This window comes from Anaeroplasma bactoclasticum, assembly GCF_003550015.1.
Taxonomy (GTDB): domain Bacteria; phylum Bacillota_I; class Bacilli_A; order Acholeplasmatales; family Anaeroplasmataceae; genus Anaeroplasma; species Anaeroplasma bactoclasticum.
This window is the reverse complement of sequence record NZ_QXEV01000002.1, coordinates 66294-84263: the sequence shown is the minus strand read 5'-3', so window position 1 is coordinate 84263 and position 17970 is coordinate 66294. Positions and strand designations below refer to the sequence as shown.

At 33.4% G+C, this 17970-nt stretch carries 10 protein-coding genes; 3 read left to right on the top strand and 7 right to left on the bottom strand.

The features are described from left to right. Together EI71_RS01285 and pulA are read left to right on the top strand one after the other, a co-directional pair. The gene (locus EI71_RS01285; protein ID WP_119015436.1) at positions 1-3537 is read left to right on the top strand and encodes a starch-binding protein; all 3537 of its coding nucleotides are present in this window, start codon (positions 1-3) and stop codon (positions 3535-3537) included. Between the two features lie 153 nt (positions 3538-3690). Further along, positions 3691-8595 (top strand): type I pullulanase, encoded by a 4905-nt coding sequence (gene pulA, locus EI71_RS01280; protein WP_119015435.1) that lies wholly within the window; start codon positions 3691-3693, stop codon positions 8593-8595. A 144-nt stretch (positions 8596-8739) separates the two neighbouring features. On the opposite strand, the gene EI71_RS01275 is transcribed toward pulA, so the two are convergent. Genes EI71_RS01275 through alaS form a run of 5 tightly spaced genes read right to left on the bottom strand, consistent with a single transcriptional unit; the run spans position 8740 to position 13661 of the window. Then, on the bottom strand, positions 8740-9630 hold the full coding sequence (locus EI71_RS01275) for an exonuclease domain-containing protein (RefSeq protein WP_119015434.1): 891 nt from the start codon (positions 9628-9630) through the stop codon (positions 8740-8742). 12 nt (positions 9631-9642) lie between these two features. After that, complete coding sequence (locus tag EI71_RS01270; protein ID WP_162849653.1) at positions 9643-10290, bottom strand: O-methyltransferase; 648 nt, start codon at positions 10288-10290, stop codon at positions 9643-9645. Beyond that, entirely contained in the window at positions 10274-10606 is a 333-nt protein-coding gene (locus EI71_RS01265; RefSeq protein WP_162849652.1) for a DUF1292 domain-containing protein, read from the bottom strand. Before EI71_RS01265 ends, EI71_RS01270 begins: the two co-directional genes overlap by 17 nt. 11 nt (positions 10607-10617) lie before the next feature. Beyond that, positions 10618-11037 (bottom strand): Holliday junction resolvase RuvX, encoded by a 420-nt coding sequence (gene ruvX / locus EI71_RS01260; RefSeq protein ID WP_119015432.1) that lies wholly within the window; start codon positions 11035-11037, stop codon positions 10618-10620. Continuing rightward, positions 11037-13661 carry an alanine--tRNA ligase gene (alaS, locus tag EI71_RS01255; RefSeq protein ID WP_119015431.1) on the bottom strand — a complete coding sequence of 875 codons (2625 nt, stop codon included), beginning with the start codon at positions 13659-13661 and terminating at the stop codon, positions 11037-11039. The genes ruvX and alaS overlap by 1 nt, the downstream gene beginning before the upstream one ends. A 204-nt stretch (positions 13662-13865) precedes the next feature. On the opposite strand from alaS, the gene EI71_RS01250 reads away from it, so the two are divergent. Further along, on the top strand, positions 13866-14102 hold the full coding sequence (locus EI71_RS01250) for a helix-turn-helix domain-containing protein (protein ID WP_119015430.1): 237 nt from the start codon (positions 13866-13868) through the stop codon (positions 14100-14102). A 4-nt stretch (positions 14103-14106) separates the two neighbouring features. On the opposite strand, the gene recD2 is transcribed toward EI71_RS01250, so the two are convergent. After that, positions 14107-16386 carry an SF1B family DNA helicase RecD2 gene (recD2, locus tag EI71_RS01245; RefSeq protein ID WP_119015429.1) on the bottom strand — a complete coding sequence of 760 codons (2280 nt, stop codon included), beginning with the start codon at positions 16384-16386 and terminating at the stop codon, positions 14107-14109. Continuing rightward, positions 16386-17513, bottom strand: a complete 1128-nt coding sequence (gene mnmA / locus EI71_RS01240; RefSeq protein WP_119015428.1) for a tRNA 2-thiouridine(34) synthase MnmA — start codon at positions 17511-17513, stop codon at positions 16386-16388. The genes recD2 and mnmA overlap by 1 nt, the downstream gene beginning before the upstream one ends. Positions 17514-17970 lie beyond the last annotated feature (457 nt).

Sequence of the window (17970 nt, the reverse complement as noted above, 5' to 3'; positions counted from 1 at the left end):
ATGAATAGGAAGAAAAAGTTATTTATTATTTCGGCAGGTCTTATTTTAGTTAGCTTTAGTACTACTTCTGTAAATGCAGCAACTACTACTGCAAATAATGTAGATGTATTACTAGAACAACAGGAAAATACAACAAACGATAAAATAAGATATATTAGTACATTAGAATTATCTAATGGCGTTACTTTAAATGATATTACTAAGATCGATATGCAATTATCTCTTAGTAAAGCGGGCGAGACTACATTAACAACTGAAAAAGAATTATTTTCAGTTTACGATACTGTAACTGGTACAAATGGAAAGGCAAAGATTGACAATACATATTATTCTGTATTTACAATCACAGAAGTTGCACAATCCTATCCAGGATGGAATCTTAGTGCTTCATTTGAATATCATTATTCTAATGGAACACACGAGGAAACCAATACAGTGAATTACAAGATTCCAGAAGCATATGCTTTAAAATCTTCTGGTTCTGGTGAATTTGTTACTACTTCAGAATGCTTCGCAGATAGCGTACAGGATGGACAAATATTGCAGTGCTTCTGCTGGAGCTATAATGAAATTATGAATTTCTTACCTGATATTGCAAACCAAGGCTTTACAGCTATCCAAACATCACCTGTACAGGTATGTAAGGAAGCTACAGTTGGTCAAACAGCTAAGGGCTCTTGGTGGGCATATTATCAGCCAGCTGCATTCACAATCGATGATACTGGTGATAATGCACTAGGTACACCTGAGGAATTCCAGGCAATGTGTCAAATGGCACATTCTTACGGCGTTAAGGTTTTAGTTGACGTTGTTGCAAACCACTTAGGTAACCAGTGGGTTGCAGATTCATTATGCGAGCGCGCATATTATTATGAATGGGAAATTGCAGGTATGAGTGCTCCTGCAGATAGAAATGCAAAACCTGGTGAGGCAGGTTATGTTCCATACACAGGTCAGGTTTGGGCATATGGCTCTGGTACACCAGTTGATCCAGGTACAGCTAATGCTTCTACTACTCCTGCAATTAACACATATTACTACAAAAATACATTAAAATTCCATCCATATGCAGTTCAAGATAATGACCAACCAGGCAATGTTACACAGGGTAATATTGGTATGATGGATTTGGATACATCAGATCCAGTTGTACAGGATGCTGTTGCTGATTATCTAGAAGAATTAATTAGCTATGGTGTTGATGGATTTAGATTTGATGCTGCTAAGCACATTGAAACTCCAGATGATGATCCATCCTTTGCATCTGATTTCTGGCCAAATGTAATGGGAAGAGCCTTTGCTGCAGGTAATGCACTAGGTAAAGATATCTATGCATATGGCGAAATCTTAAATAGACCTGGTACCGATAGAAGCTTAGGCTGGTATACAAAACATGGTGTAGCTATTACAGATTCAGGCTTAGGTCATGGTATCGTTGAAAGCGGAGGAACTGGTTTTGGTTCTTTCAATGGTGCTGATGGAAATAATTACATCGATTATAAAGAAAATATGGTTACATGGGCTGAATCTCATGATAACTACATGGGTACACAGGATACTCATAATAAGAGCGTACAAATTATTAATAGATCCTATGCACTTTTAGGTGCTAGAAAGGATTTCTGTACTTTATATTGTGCAAGATTTGAGGATTATGAAAAATCTAAGCTTGGAAGTGTTGCATGCTTAAATGGTTGGTCCTATGACTGCGTTGGAGCTGTTAACAAATTCCATAACTTCTATGCTAAATTAGATGCAGATGAATCTTGCTATAGCTCTAACGGCTATGATGTATGTGAAAGATTTGTAAATACAAATCCAACTCAAAATGGTGTTGTAATCGTAGGTGGTGCAGGTAATTGTTCTGTTTCTGTTCCACATATGGCAAATGGTACATATAAGGATTATGTAACTGGCAATACATTCACAGTATCTAATGGTACATTAAGTGGTACAGTTGGAGATTCTGAAATTGCAGTTGTATACAACAATACAGGTTCAACTCAGGGCGCATGCTCCATCTCTTCTAATGCACCTACAACATTCTATACTGCAACAATGGATGCAACTTACATTATTAGAAATGCTACTTCTGCAACTTTAACCATTGATGGACATAACTATTCTGTAACTTCTGGTGCTACATTATCCTTCGGTTACGATATGGAAGTAGGCCAAACTAAGACTGTTACGATTACTGCAATCGATAAGAATGGTAATCCAGTAACTCAAAGCTTTACTTATACTAAGGTAGCTGCTCCAAAGACTTATACCGTTCATTTTGTAAAGCCAGAGAGCTGGTCTAGCTTAAATGCATATCTATATCAAACAACAAATGGTACTCCTACATTAGCTTCCATGGAATATGATTCTTCATCATCTAGCTATTTTGTAGAATACCTAGAAACATATCATTATGTTGCCTTTGGTAATGGAGTAAATCAAACTGTATTAATTCCATTAACTGAAGCTGATACAACATATCAGGTAATTCCATATGATGGATATGTATATTTTGATAATACAGGATCTTGGTCTACAGTTAATGCATATATGTGGATAGATGAAGCAACACATAATGCTAAATGGCCAGGAGTAACTATTACTGAAGATTCTACAACAGGCTTATTCAAGGTAAATCCTAATGGATATACTTCTATTATCTTCAATAATGGTTCTGGTAAAACAGATGATTTAACTATCTACACAGATTATTCTTATGTATATAATGCATCATCCTATGCTGGAATCCGTGTTGAAGAAGCTGATGCATGCGATCACAAATATACAAACCCAGTATGGACTTGGAATGGATATTCTGCTGCAACATTAAAGCTAACTTGTGCTAATTGTGGTAAGACAATTACAAAGGATGCAACAATCACAAGTGAAATCACTGTAGAACCAACTACTACTACAACAGGTACAAGAGTATACACAGCTACTGTTACATTTAATGGTAATACGTATACAAATACAAAGAATGAAACATTACCAATGGTAGATAATTCTATTACAACTGTTCCAAGAGTTGAACCAAGCTGTACAGCTAATGGAAATATTCTATATTACATCAAGAATGGTAAGTATTATTCTGATTCATATTGTACTGTTGAGATTTCATTATCTGATACAGTAATTCCTGCAACAGGTCATACTCATGAAGGTAATGTAATTGTATCAAAATCTAACCTTTCTGCTACTTGCTCAACTTGTGGCGAAACATATACAATAGAGGTTGATTCTACTACTATCTATTTCGTTAATACTTCGGATTGGGCAAATGTAACAGCATATGCATGGAAAGGTGAAGGTGGAGAGGGAAATCAAAATCATGCTTGGCCAGGCATTGCTATGACAGATACTGGATTAACTTACAATGGCCATAAGATTTATTCTTACAAGAATACTGAGGGATATACAAAGATTATCTTCAGCAATAGTGGTTCTTCTCAAACAGCTGATTTGACCATTCCAACAGATGCAAATTGTTATATTTATAACGATTCCTTCGATTACGTTTTTGTTGGAGAATAAGACAATATGAAGATGTAGGGGCCAATGGTCCCTACATTGGAATATGTACATGAATCATCGTGTATATATTCCAATGTACTATTTTCATAAAGGAGGTCTTATTATTATCGATAACAAATTAAATATTATATTAAGACTTAGAAGAGGTGAACTATGAAGAAATTTTTTAAACCAATAATACTATCACTTTCATTTGTTCTTATAGCCATATTTGGTATATCTAAAGCATTTGCTTCTGCTACATTAATAGATAAGGTGGATATTCTATTAGAGCAACAGGAAAGTGTAACAAACGATAAAATTCGTTATGTAAGTAAATTTGTTTTATCGGATGGTGCAACCCTAGACGATATTACTAAAATTGATGTCGAATTACAATTAAGTAAAGCTGGAAATGATACAAAAGAAACTGAAGTATCTTTAACTACTGTTTATGATGAAGTCATTGGCGCATATGATAAAGTGGATGACACTTATTATGCTGTAATGACTATTACAGAGCTTTCAAAATCATTCCCACTTTGGACATTAAGTGCTACATTCGAATATAACTATGTCGATGGAACAACAGAAAAAACAAACACAATTCAATATTTAATACCAATGCCAAATACATATAATCATGTAGAGGCAACATCTCCTACTTGTGGAGATAGTGGTAATTATGAGTATTATTATAATCCAGAAAATAGTACATATTATGATGCTCATGGTAATGCAACTACACTTGAGGCATTAACAATTCCAAAGACAAATAATCACTCCTATGATGATTCTTCTGTCGTTGCTCCAACAAGATTAACCGATGGTTCTGTAACATATACTTGTACAGTATGTGGTAATGAAAAAACATTAACTATAGATAAGCTTGGAACAACAAGAGTTTATTTTACAAATGGACAATATTGGGATACTGTATATGCTTATATCTACGAGTCCGCTTCAAATACATATAATTCATGGCCAGGTACAGCTATGACTTATGTTGGCAATAATTCCTATGGACAAGGAATCTATTATATTGATTATGATTTATCAAAGTATTCATATATTATTTTCAACAATAATAGCTCTCAAACCGTAGATATTCCTGTAGATAAGACAACTAATAATGCATATTATCTTGGAGAAACTAATTCCGAAGGTAAATATACTGTAGGCACATGGGCATATTATGATATTCCAGCATCTAATTTAGATAATCATCACTGGAATAGTGGTATTGTAACAAAATCTCCTACTTGTACAGAGGTCGGTTATAGAACATATACATGTCTAGATTCAGGGTGCGGTGAAACTAAGGTTGAAATCATCCCTGCAACAGGACATACATGGAATAGTGGAGTTGAAACTAAGGCTCCAACAGAATCCACACCAGGTGAAATGACTTATACTTGTACAGTATGTGGCGAAACAAAGGTTGAAGCAATTCCTGTACTTGCTCATACACATAACCCATCTACTCCTACATATACTTGGAGTAGTGATCATTTAACCTGTGAAGCAACAGTTAAATGCTCTATTTGTGGTGAAGCATTAGAGTATGAATCTGTAGCTGCAAGCTATACAGTTACAAAGGCCCCTACCTGCCTTGCTACAGGTACAGCAGTTTATACAACTAAGGCTTTCGCAAGCTCATCATTTACTACTCAAACTTATACTGCTACACTACCAAAGAGTAGCCATACATTAGAAGTTAGTGATGCTATAACTTTAACTCCTACATGTGAACATTCTGGTATATCTACTCATACAGTAAGCTGTTCTGTTTGTGGTGAGGTTATCGATCAAACAGAAATGGTATTAGATGCTATTGGTCATAATTATGATACTAGCCCTATAGTTGTTGCACCAACTAGAACTTCTAGTGGTTCTGCAACTTATACATGCTCTAATTGTGGTGAAACTAAAGTTAAAACAATTGAAGCATTAGGTACAAATGGTGTTTACTTCACAAATAATAAGGGTTGGAGTACAGTTTGTGTTTATATTTATAATTCTGATGCTGATAAATTAACACCTACATGGCCAGGTACAGCTATGACTTATGTTGGTACTAATAGCGATGGAGATGGAATTTATTACTATGCTTATAATATAAACGCATATAAATACATTATCTTTAATAATGGTAATAATGGACAGCAAACAGAGGATATTACCGTAGATAGAGTAACTACAAATGCATATTATTGTGATGGTTCTTCAACACCATATGGTGGTGGCACATGGTCTAAGTATTCAATTCCATCTGCAGTTTGTGATACTCATACATGGAATGCAGAGGTTACTACTCCTGCAACTTCTACTACAGAAGGCGTAAGAACATATACTTGTACAGTATGTGGTGAAACTTATACAGAGATTATTCCTATGACTGGTCATAGCCATAACTATAGTAGTGAATATTCTTATAGTTCAGCATATCACTTCCATGAATGTCTAGTTTCTGGTTGTAGTGCTATATCTGATAAGGACGAGCATGATTTCGAATTAGTTTATGAGAATGATAAATACTATAATGTATGTAGTATTTGTGGATATATTGATGAAGTTACTATTGCAGGCTTAAAGATTCATTATCATAGAGCAGATAATAATTACACATTAATTAATTCCTTATGGTTATGGGGAGATAATTTAGGTGCTAATTTATATACTATGACCCAAAGTGATTCCTTTGGTAGATATTATACAGTACCATATTCTAGCTTTGCTGGTAATGATTCCTTCGGTTTAATTATTAAATGTCAAGGTGCAGATAACTGGTCTGCCCAAGATGGTACAAATAAATATTTCTCTTTATCTGATTTAAAACAAGATAGTGATAATTATTATCATGTATACTTTGTTGGTGGTTCTGAAGGAGTATATAGCTCTATTGCTGAATCTAAGGGTGCAAATATTTCATATTTCTGCATCTATCAAGATTCTGGTTCATATTTCTTAAAATATGGACTTGCAGAAGCATCTATTTCCTTCACAGTAACTAGAAATGGTGAAGAGCTAGTATCTAGTGGTACAATTGCATCTGACCCTAAGGCAACAGATTATGGTAATACATACCTATACTATAATTTAGGCACTACATTCCCAACTATGAATGACATTTATGAATTAAATGTTACATTCAGTGATGGTAAAGGCTCAAGAAAAGCTTCTATGTGGGATTTATATGATTTATCATCCTTTAATTCTGTATATGGCTATAATGGCCAATTAGGTGCAATTTATTCTAAGAGTGAAACAACATTCAAAGTATGGAGCCCTGTAGCAACAGAAATGAAGCTTAGAATTTATGATTCTGGTACTCCAGCTTATTTAGGTGGTTCTGATTCCTATACAGAATACACAATGACTGGTGGCTCTAAGGCTTCTAAGGGTGTATGGAGCTACACAATTAATGGTGATTTAAGTGGTAAGTATTATACTTATGTTGTAACAAATTATTTATACAAGAATGCTGAGGTTGTTGACCCTTATGCTAAATCTACTGGTGTCAATGGCTTAAGAGGTATGGTAGTTGATTTTGATTCTGTTAATCCTGATGGATGGGATGATATTTCAACTCTTGATATCAACCCACAGAATTTAGTTGTATATGAGGCACATATTGCCGATTTAACATCATCATCTACTTGGGGTGGACCAAGCGCATACCAAAAGACATTCAAGGGCTTTGCCTATGAAGGTACAACTTATACAAAAAATGGTATGACAGTTACTACTGGTTTTGACCATATCAAAGAATTAGGCGTTAATGCTGTACAGCTTCTTCCTATCTTTGATTCAGCAAATGATGAAATTAATCCATCATTTAACTGGGGTTATAATCCATTAAATTACAATTCCTTAGATGGTTCTTATTCTACTAATCCATATGATGGATATGAAAAGATTCGTGAATTTAAAGAATTAGTATATAAATATAATAAAGCTGGAATAACAATCATCATGGATGTTGTATTCAACCATGTAAGCGATGCTGCTGGTTCTAATTTCACTCATTTAGTACCTGGCTATTACTATAGATATACAGCTGATGGATATTTATATAATGGTTCTGGCTGTGGTAATGAAACTGCATCTGATCGTTTAATGTACCGTAAGTTTATGGTAGATTCTACTGAATTCTGGGCTACTGAATACAAGCTTGGTGGATTCCGCTTCGACTTAATGGGTATTCATGATGTAGCTACAATGCAAGCTCTTGCAGATAACTTACATACTAAGATTAATTCTAATATCGTAGTATATGGTGAGCCTTGGGCAGCTTCTAGCGAAGATTATGTTACAGCTGTATTATGTAATCTATCTAATTATAGTACATGGGGTAATTTCGGTTCTTTCAATAGTACAATTCGTGATGCAATGTTTGGTCAGGTAGGAACAGGTGGCTCTTATGGATGGGCATCTACTACTGGTATTGATTCAGATAATCTATATAGAATTATGAATGGTTCTATGGGTTATATGTATGATGATAGATTAAATCCAGTACAATATACTGTTGCGTATATTTCCTGCCACGATAATTATAATGTTGCAGACCATCTAGAAACTTGTGGTATTACTGGTTCTGCTGCAGTAAAGGCATCTACATTAGGTCATGCTATTGTGCTTACAAGCCAAGGAATTTCCTTCATGCAAGAAGGTGAAGAATTCTTAAGAACTAAGGATTTAAATGAAAATTCTTATAATGCTTCTTATCAAGTAAATGATTTAGATTATTCTTATAAGGTTACTTATAATAGTATGTTCCAAAACTTCAAGAAGCTAGTATCCCTTAAGACTAGTGGTGCAATTACTGTTCCATTATCCGAAATCTCTGCAAAGAGAAATACTATCGCATATGATCAATCTAATTTCTCATATTTCAAATATGAAATTGGAGATTACATCATTATGCATCATAATGGTAATGGCACAAAGATTAATATGTCTGGCTATACAGGATATACTGTATACTTAGATACATTAGGCTATATGAGTGGTACAATTACTACTGCATTTGATTTAAACCCATATCAAACTGTAATTCTTAAAAAGAATAGCTAATTCTATCTAATATAGCTTATAAAAGGCCGTAACTTTCAAAGTTACAGCCTTTTTCTTTTGAAAATGAATATTTATATATTTAATATATAAAAGCTTAAAATTTGCCAATTTTTTAGCAATAAAAAAGAGAGGAATCATCCTCTCTTAATCAAAACATTCTTTAATTTCTTTTGTTTTTGTTTTATATAAGATATCTTCTCTAAATGCTTCAAATACCTTAGCTGTAACCTCACTATCATTAAATGCATCATGAACTTGAATATCTTCATTATCATAATAGATTTGGAATAGTTTAAATAAGCCTGGATCATTTCTTAATTCATAATGTGTTTTAATGATTTGGCATAAGTTTACATATCTTGTTTTATCCTTTAGAGATGGAACATTATGTAATAGATAAGAATCATTTAAAACTAAAATATCATTTCTACCATATACAATGATAGCTGGATTATATTTATCAATTACTTCTTTAAAATCATTATAGAAATCTATATATGGAATTCTATTGGCTTCAAATTCCTCATTAGTAATGCCTAAGAATTTTTCTGCTCTTTTTGATAATGTTTTTGTAATCGAAGGTTCAATGAAATTACGATATCTCATAATTTCTTCACCATACTTATCAAAAATGATAAAGCCTGCCTGAATAACTTCTGTTCTAAAGCCTTTGCCTTTAAAATTATAAGGTGGCATTGTCATTTCTAAATCTAAGAACATAGTATTTTCTAGACTTCCTAAGAATTCATATAAGCTGGATGTTATTTCTTTTTTATCATAATAAACAATATGATCATGTAATCCATGTGCCTCAAGGCGATTTACATAGGAAATGACGTATGCAGAATATGGACCTCTTCTTATCATTTTAGAATCATCATACTCAATATCTATCCAATTTCCAATATATAAGTATCTTTTAAATACACTCATTTGAGAATTTTGAAAATAAAAGAAATCAATTTTCTTATAATTCTTAATTCCAATGATTTTATTGTCTAATTCAATCATATGAATTAATCCACGAATTCGCATAGAATCACCTCCTTACTTCTTTACTGAAATGGCTATGCCATCTCCTACTTCAAATAATGTAGTGTCAAAGTCTTCTTTAGCTAAAAGTTCATCATGGAATCTTGCCATTTTACGAATGATTCCTCTAACAGATCTAGAATAAGACATATATTCTTCATTATTATCTAATGCTTCCACCAAACCATGAAATTCCATATTATCACATACTACAACTCCATGCTCGGATAAAAGTGGAGTATATAAATTAAAGAATTTCATATATTGTGCTTTTGCAGCATCAATAAATATCATATCAAAGGTTTCATTAGAAACTAAATCAAAGGCTTCTAATGCATCCTTATAAAAGACATGTATTTTATCTTCTAGGCTGGCTTTTTTAATATTCTTTATAGCTTCATTATACATATCTTGATTTCTTTCAATTGTATAAATTTCTGAACCTATAACCTTAGCCATGCGAATGGCTGAATATCCAATAGCACATCCTATTTCTAATATTTTTTTAGGTCTTTTAATTCTAATTATCGATTCAAGCATTGCAAGCCCGTCATCTTGGATAATTGGAACATCATTTTTCATTGCATAATCTCTAAGCTCTTCTTCTAAGCTAGAAAATACAAGCTTATTGGTTGGCTCATGATCATTAATTTTGGCACTCACCGCAACCACCACATTCCTCACTAGAATGGCAGCCACTGCAGCCTTGGCATCCAGAGTGGCATGAATCTTCCACACTTGATGCATAATCATTTAATAAATCTTCAAGCATTTCCCATTCTTCATCGGTTTCGATTCTATCAAGGCTTCCCTTACCATTATCTGTAGGATGGTAAATTGCTGCAGAAGCACTACCCTCTCCACGAACCTGGAATACTACATAATCTTTATTAAATTCTTCAGAATGATATGTGAATAAAATATCACATAGGATTTCTCTTCCATCATCCTGTATTAATGTTAATGTACGGTCCTGCATAACCATTCTCCTTAAAAAGATTTTTTATCTAGATAGTTTTGTAAAATGACTACGGCAGCCATTTCATCCTTCTTTTGGTGTCTATCTTTTCTTCTAACGTTTGCTTCAATCATTGCCTTATCGACAATAACTGTAGTTAATCTTTCATCCATTAGGATGACCTTAATATTGGATAATTCTTCAATTTTCGCTTTAAAATCGAAGGAGATTTGGGCTCTTATACCCTCATCTCCATTCATATGCTTTGGAAGTCCAAGTACAATAGTATTTACATTTTCTTTTTTACAAACATCAATAGTATAGCTTATTGCTTTATCATAATCATCATCACGAAATCTAAATGTATCATAAGCTCTAGCTAAAATACCCATTTCATCAGAAATTGCAACACCTAATGTTCTACTTCCTAAATCTAGTCCAATATATTTCATTACTTTAAGAATTCCTTAACATGTAATAATGCTTCATTAACCTTAGAGGAATCTTTTCCACCAGCCTGAGCTAGATCCTTCTTTCCTCCACCACCGCCTCCGGTGATCTTAGTTGCTTCTTTAACGATAGCACATGCATCGTATGGAGCGTTAGCTGCACATACAAATGTAACCTTAGCGCCATCACAAGATGCTAGTAATACTACATTTAAATTCTTATTATTACGAAGTGCAGATGCCATATCCTTAATTAGATTTGTATCCTTTACTTCAACAGTAGTAAATAGCTTATCTCCTTCAATTAAGCTATCATACTGGTCTAAGCTCTTTAATGCACTTTGGCTCTTCTTTTGGTTATATTCTTTCTCTAATTCCTTAACTGCATTTTGAGCCTTAGCTACTTCCTTACGTAAAGCTAAAATATAACGATAACCCTTTTCTTCTAAATTAGCTGGAACATAAGATACTTCTAATTCAATACCTTCAGCCTTAGCCTTCTTAACTAATTCAGAAGCCTTCTCTATGATAGTTTTTAAAGTAGCCTGAATATTTTGAGTAGATTCAACTAAAAGCTCATGAGCCTTTGGTCCTGTAACTGCAGTTGCACGGAATACACCAGAACCGATGGATTCAACAGATGCAATCTCAAAATCCATAATTTCTTCTGTATTATATACATGTGTACCTGCACAGAATTCCTTAGATACGCCCATATCAACAACTCTTACCTGAGCACCATACTTTTCACCGAATAATGCCATAGCGCCAAGCTTCTTTGCCTCTTCAATAGGTAATACTAAAGTCTTAACAGGATGAGCTTCCTTGATGAAATCATTTACGATATCCTCAACCTTAATAATTTCTTCATCAGTTAATGCCTGATAATTATTAAAGTCAAAACGACAATACTCACTGCATACCTGAGAACCCATCTGATGAACATGGCTACCTAATACATTTTGAAGTGCAGCCTGAAGTAAGTGAGCACTTGAATGGTTCTTTCTAGTTAAATCTCTATTTTCCTTATCTACAACAGCCCAAACGATTTCGCCAACCTTAAATGGATTAGTATCTCCAGCTAATACATGTAAATGCTGTCCATTAGGCATCTTAATTACATCAATAACCTCTGTGTCATCGAGCTTACCCTTATCACATAGCTGTCCACCACTAAATGCATAGAATGGTGTCTCATCTAATACTACTGCATTACCAAAGATTGCAATAACCTTAGATTTTTGATTTGTAGTATTATAGCCTGAGAATCTAGATTCAGCCTTGAAGTTTAAGAATTCCTCATTCTGTCCTCCCATAGACTGATCATCCTTACGTGCATTTCTTGCACGTTCCTTTTGTTCATTTAAGTAAGCCTTAAAGCCAGCCTGATCTACAGTTAAGCCCTTTTCTTCAGCATACTCAATTGTAAGCTCAATAGGGAAGCCATATGTATCATATAATGTGAACGCATCAGAACCAGAAATAACCTTCTTATCCTTAGATGCTTCTGCAATTAATGCAAATCTCTTTTCACCATCAGCTAATGTCTTTAAGAACTGCTTTTCTTCTGCAGTAATTACTTGCTTAACAATTTCCTTCTTCTCATGTAAATATGGGTAGAATGGATCCATAATCTGAATAACTACATCAACAAGCTCAGACATAAATGGCTTATTAATACCAATTGATTTAGCATATTTAGAAGCTCTTCTTAATACTCTTCTTAATACATAGCCTCTACCTTCATTGGATAATGTTGCACCATCAGCTACTGCGAATGTTACAGTTCTTACATGGTCAGCAATAACCTTAAATGCCATCTGTCCTTCATATTTAACACCAGAAATCTCTTCAGTCTTCTTGATGATTGGTTGGAATAAATCTGTGTCATAATTTGTGTTTGCACCCTGCATTACACAGCATAACCTTTCCAAACCACATCCAGTATCAATATTCTTAGAAGGTAATTCCTTGTAGTTTTCTCTTGCTACACCTTCCTTAGAATTGAACTGAGAGAATACGATATTCCAAATTTCAATGAAACGATCATTTTCAATATCGTCACGAATTAATTCAGGACCTCTCTTATCATACTTTTCGCCACGGTCATAAAACATCTCTGTATCAGGTCCACAAGGTCCTTCACCAATTTCCCAGAAGTTACCATCTAATGGAATTAAATGGTCTTCTTTAATGCCATGACTCATCCAGCAATTTTTAGCATCAATGTCCTTTGTATAGTATGTAATATATAATTTATCCTGATCAAAGCCAAACCACTTAGGGTCAAATAATAATTCACATGCGAAAGCAATCGCTTCTTTCTTGAAATAATCACCAATGGAGAAGTTTCCAAGCATTTCAAAGAAGGTATGGTGTCTCGCAGTCTTACCTACATTTTCAATATCATTGGTACGAATACACTTCTGTGCATTAGTAATTCTTGGATTTTCAGGAACCATTGTACCATCAAAATATTTCTTTAATGGTGTTACACCCGCATTGGTCCATAATAATGTTGGATCATTGTGTGGGACTAGGGATGCAGATGGCTCTACACTGTGTCCTTTTGATTTAAAGAAATCCAACCACATTTGACGGATTTCACTTGAAGTCATATATTTCATAGACTCTTACCTCCACTAAGCACCATATAGGCGCTTTACAATATTTTGATTATATCAAAAAAGAGTTTCAATAGCAACAAAAAAACCAAAAGTAAAACATAGTTTTAAATGTAACCGATTTATTTCTCAAAAAGACATCATTTTCTTTCATAAATTGTTATGCTAAAATGCAATTAATGAGAGAAATTATTTAAAGGAGTTAAAATGAATTTCACTAATTTTTCAGAAATCATAAAACAAAAAAGAATTGCAAAGGGCCTATTACAAAAAGAAATGGCACTAAAAGTGCCAATTCAAAAAGCAAGATACAATAGAATAGAAAATGGGCTACTTGAGCCTACCTTTATAGAGCTTCAAGCAATATGTAGAATATTAGAAATTGATTTGACTGAGGTATTAGAATTAAAAAAGCCTATCCGAGAAGATATCTTCTTCGATTAGGCTTTTAATCCATGAATGAATAAGGAGTTATTCCTTCCATATCATATTCACCAAATGTATCAAAAGGAATATCCTTATCGTATATTTTGTTATCGATAACCTCAATTTCTTTTTTACCAAGTCTTTGAGTTAAATAGGTTTGTCTTTCATAATCCATAGAATGGATTGCCATATCTAATGAGCTGGTTTTACCTAGTAAAATCAGCTTTTTTTTCGCTCTAGTAATACCTGTATAAATTATTTTCTTTTTAAGCATTATTTGATAAGAAGGAAGTATTGGCATAATAACATTTTCAAATTCAGAGCCTTGAGATTTATGAATAGACATACAATAGGCTAGGGTTAAATTTTCTATATCGGATGCCATATATGTAATGATTCTTCCATCAAAATCAATTAGCATTGCATCCTTTTCTTCTACCTTAATGACATCTAATATTTTACCAATATCTCCATTCATAATTTCATGAATAGAATCATTTTTAAGCTGTAAGACCTTATCATTTTTCTTAAATAGCTTATTTTCTCTTTTTAATATCTTTTCCTTTTCTGGATTATATTTTTCTTGGATAAAGGAATTAATTGCATCAATACCTGCAACACCTGCATACATTGGAGCAAGTATTTGAATACCAGAATATAAATCTCCACCACTTGCAATAAAGCCATCTAATAGCTTTTCAAGCATAGGAATTGTTGAGTTTACATCAGAATTATAAAAGAATACTTCTTTTCTTTTATTGAAGATTTTATAATCTATATTTTCAGATAATACCATATGAGATAGGCTAATGATATCGGAATCCTTTGCCTGTCTCATAATTTGATTTAATTTAGTCGTTTTAAATATATCGGATTGAATTAAATCATGTAATACATTACCAGGCCCTACCGAAGGTAGCTGGTTGGAATCTCCAACTAAAATGACCTGGCATTTATCCCTTAGGGCAGTAAATAGACTCATCGCTAAGGAGATATCCATCATTGATGTTTCATCTACAATAAGTAAGGAATATCCCATTTTAGAATCCTCATTATAATTAAAGCCACCATCAAAATTATAGCCTAATGCCTTATGGATAGTAGATGCCTTAAAGCTTGTGGTTTCACTCATTCTTTTGGCTGCTCTACCGGTTGGGGCAACTAAGCATACCTTGTATGAAAAATCATCACTACCAATAGGCATATCATTCAATTTGGAATATACATTTAATATACCATTTAAAATGGTGGATTTACCTGTACCAGGTCCACCTGTTATAATGGATAATTTATTGGTAATAGATGTAAAAATAGCTTCCTTTTGCATAGGAGTATATTCAATATTTAAATACTTCTCCACATAGGAAATGGCATTTTTTACCTTTTCTTCTGGATATTTATTCATCTTAGCAGAGGCTAATTTTAATAATGCATCCTTTGTTTTAATCTCACAACTATAAAGGTAAGAATCAAAATATTTGCCTTCTTCTAGAATAATCTTTTTATTTTCTACTAGATTATCTAAAATAGGCTTTATTATACTAGGTGCTATTTCATTATCTAAAAGCCGAAGAATAGAATTTAGTAATTGTTCTTCCGTTAAAAATGTAAAGCCTTGCTGGTAGCATACTTGATTTAAGGTATAAAAAATAGCTGCCTCAAGTCTTAATGGATCATCCTTTTTAATACCTAAATTTAATGCTAAAGCATCACATTTTTTAAAGCCAAAGCCTTCTACCTCTGTAATTAAGCAATAAGGGTTTTCTTCTACCTTATTTGCTGCAGATACATTATATGTATTATATAATCTTTCTACCATTTTGGCAGTTAAGCCAAAGCCAAATAAGCGAATAAAAACCTGTTCGCTTGCATAGTTATCCTTTAATGTTTGATATAGGGTATCCATTTTAGGCTTAGTCATTCCATAAACCTTTTTTAAGACATCCTTATCCTTAAGTATCTTATCAATACAATCCAGTCCTAATTCTTCAATAATATTTGAAGCAAGCTTAGGACCTATTCCATAAAATTTATCTGAAGATAAATAATGAATTAATCCCTCTTTAGAAAATGAATTACTCTTTTGATAGGACAAAACGAAAAATTGCTCTCCATATTTTGGATGCTTTTTCATATTGCCAACAAATTCATAGCATAAGCCATCTTCTAAATGAGGAAATGAACCAACGATAATTAAGGTAGTATCATCCTCTTGTGTAAGCTCACAAACCTTATATAAGGAATCTTGGCTTTCATATATGTAATTAGAAATGTAGCCTGATACAACCTTACGTTCTTCCATTAATACTTTCTTCTTTCTTGATTCATATATACACTGTCTATGATAGCTCCGCCTAAGCAAACCTCACCATCATAAACAACAACAGCCTGTCCTGGAGTAACTGCACGTACTCCCTCTGGATAGAATACCTCAATTCTATTACCATCAAGCTTCTTTAATGTGATTGGATTATCCAAAGAGCGGTATCTAAATTTTGCAGTATATGCCTTACCATCTTCAGGAATATCACAAATCCAATTACAATCTGTTGCGATACAGCGGTTAGAAATTAAATATTCAGAATCATGGCCTTGGCCAACAATTAGCTGATTCTTTTCTAAATCCTTACCACAAACAAACCATGCAGCATTATCAAAGTCATGGCTTCCACCAATACCAAGGCCCTTTCTTTGACCTATAGTATAATACATTAATCCATCATGATGGCCAACTACCTTACCATCAAGAGTAACCATTTCTCCTGGCTTACTTGGTAAATAATTCTTTAAGAATTGATGGAAATTTCTTTCTCCAATAAAACAGATTCCTGTAGAATCCTTTTTATCCGCAGTCCAAAGGTTCGCATCCTTAGCAATTTTTCTAACCTCTTGTTTTGTTAAATCTCCAACAGGGAATAAGGCATGCCTTAGCTGGCTTTGAGATATTTGACATAAGAAATAGCTTTGATCCTTATTCGAATCCACTCCTCTTAATAAATAGCTCTTATCCTTTTCATGTCTTACTCTTGCATAATGTCCCATCGCAATATAATCTGCACCTAAGGTGGAAGCATGTTTAAGGAATGCATTAAACTTAATATATTTATTACACATGATATCTGGGTTTGGAGTTCTACCAGATTTATATTCATTTAAAAAGTAAGTAAATACTGTATCCCAATACTCTTCAATGAAATCAATTCGGTTAAGCTTAACTCCAATTTGATCTGCAACCTTCTTGGCATCTTGAAAATCCTTCTCCTGTGGACATACATCATCATTGATATCTGGATTACCTAATATATCATTATTTGTTGCTGAATCCCAGTTTCTCATAAACATGGCTTCAACATCATATCCTTGATCTTTTAAAAGCTTTAAAGCAACAGAGGAATCTACTCCTCCAGAAAGGCCTAAAATTACCTTCATGATTCAACACCACTCTTTTCGGATACATTATAGCATAAGCGATTTACATTATCTATGAAAACTTTTTGAAAAATTTTGAAAAAACACTTTACTTTTTCATGAAAATAGTTTACAATAATATTCCTTCAGAGGTGATACCCCTGAAGTATCACTTCTGATTTTATATACAAATTATTGGAGGTGAACATATAATATGTTATTAAAACTTTTGAAGGCAGTCGCTAAATGCTTCGCTGAATGGTTTGTTTGCCCAAATGATCAGCAGTTATAAAAGCGAAAGTCCAATCTTTGCTAGATCTAGAAGACTATAAACTCTTATTTATCTGCCGGGTCCAATTCTTTTCAGTATCTAAATGACCTTAAAAACTTTTACTTATACTGACGCATATCCGCTATTTAGACTAGTGTGGTGCAACTCCACAAGCGGGTACCAAAAAAAATTTTAAAAAACATAAAA

Bases quoted from the DNA above. Each gene is read 5' to 3' on its own strand.
- EI71_RS01265 (WP_162849652.1), bottom strand. From the start codon at position 10,606: ATGCAGGACCGTACATTAACATTAATACAGGATGATGGAAGAGAAATC.
- EI71_RS01250 (WP_119015430.1), top strand. From the start codon at position 13,866: ATGAATTTCACTAATTTTTCAGAAATCATAAAACAAAAAAGAATTGCA.
- mnmA (WP_119015428.1), bottom strand. From the start codon at position 17,513: ATGAAGGTAATTTTAGGCCTTTCTGGAGGAGTAGATTCCTCTGTTGCT.
- ruvX (WP_119015432.1), bottom strand. From the start codon at position 11,037: ATGAAATATATTGGACTAGATTTAGGAAGTAGAACATTAGGTGTTGCA.
- EI71_RS01275 (WP_119015434.1), bottom strand. From the start codon at position 9,630: ATGCGAATTCGTGGATTAATTCATATGATTGAATTAGACAATAAAATC.
- alaS (WP_119015431.1), bottom strand. From the start codon at position 13,661: ATGAAATATATGACTTCAAGTGAAATCCGTCAAATGTGGTTGGATTTC.
- pulA (WP_119015435.1), top strand. From the start codon at position 3,691: ATGAAGAAATTTTTTAAACCAATAATACTATCACTTTCATTTGTTCTT.
- recD2 (WP_119015429.1), bottom strand. From the start codon at position 16,386: ATGGAAGAACGTAAGGTTGTATCAGGCTACATTTCTAATTACATATAT.
- EI71_RS01285 (WP_119015436.1), top strand. From the start codon at position 1: ATGAATAGGAAGAAAAAGTTATTTATTATTTCGGCAGGTCTTATTTTA.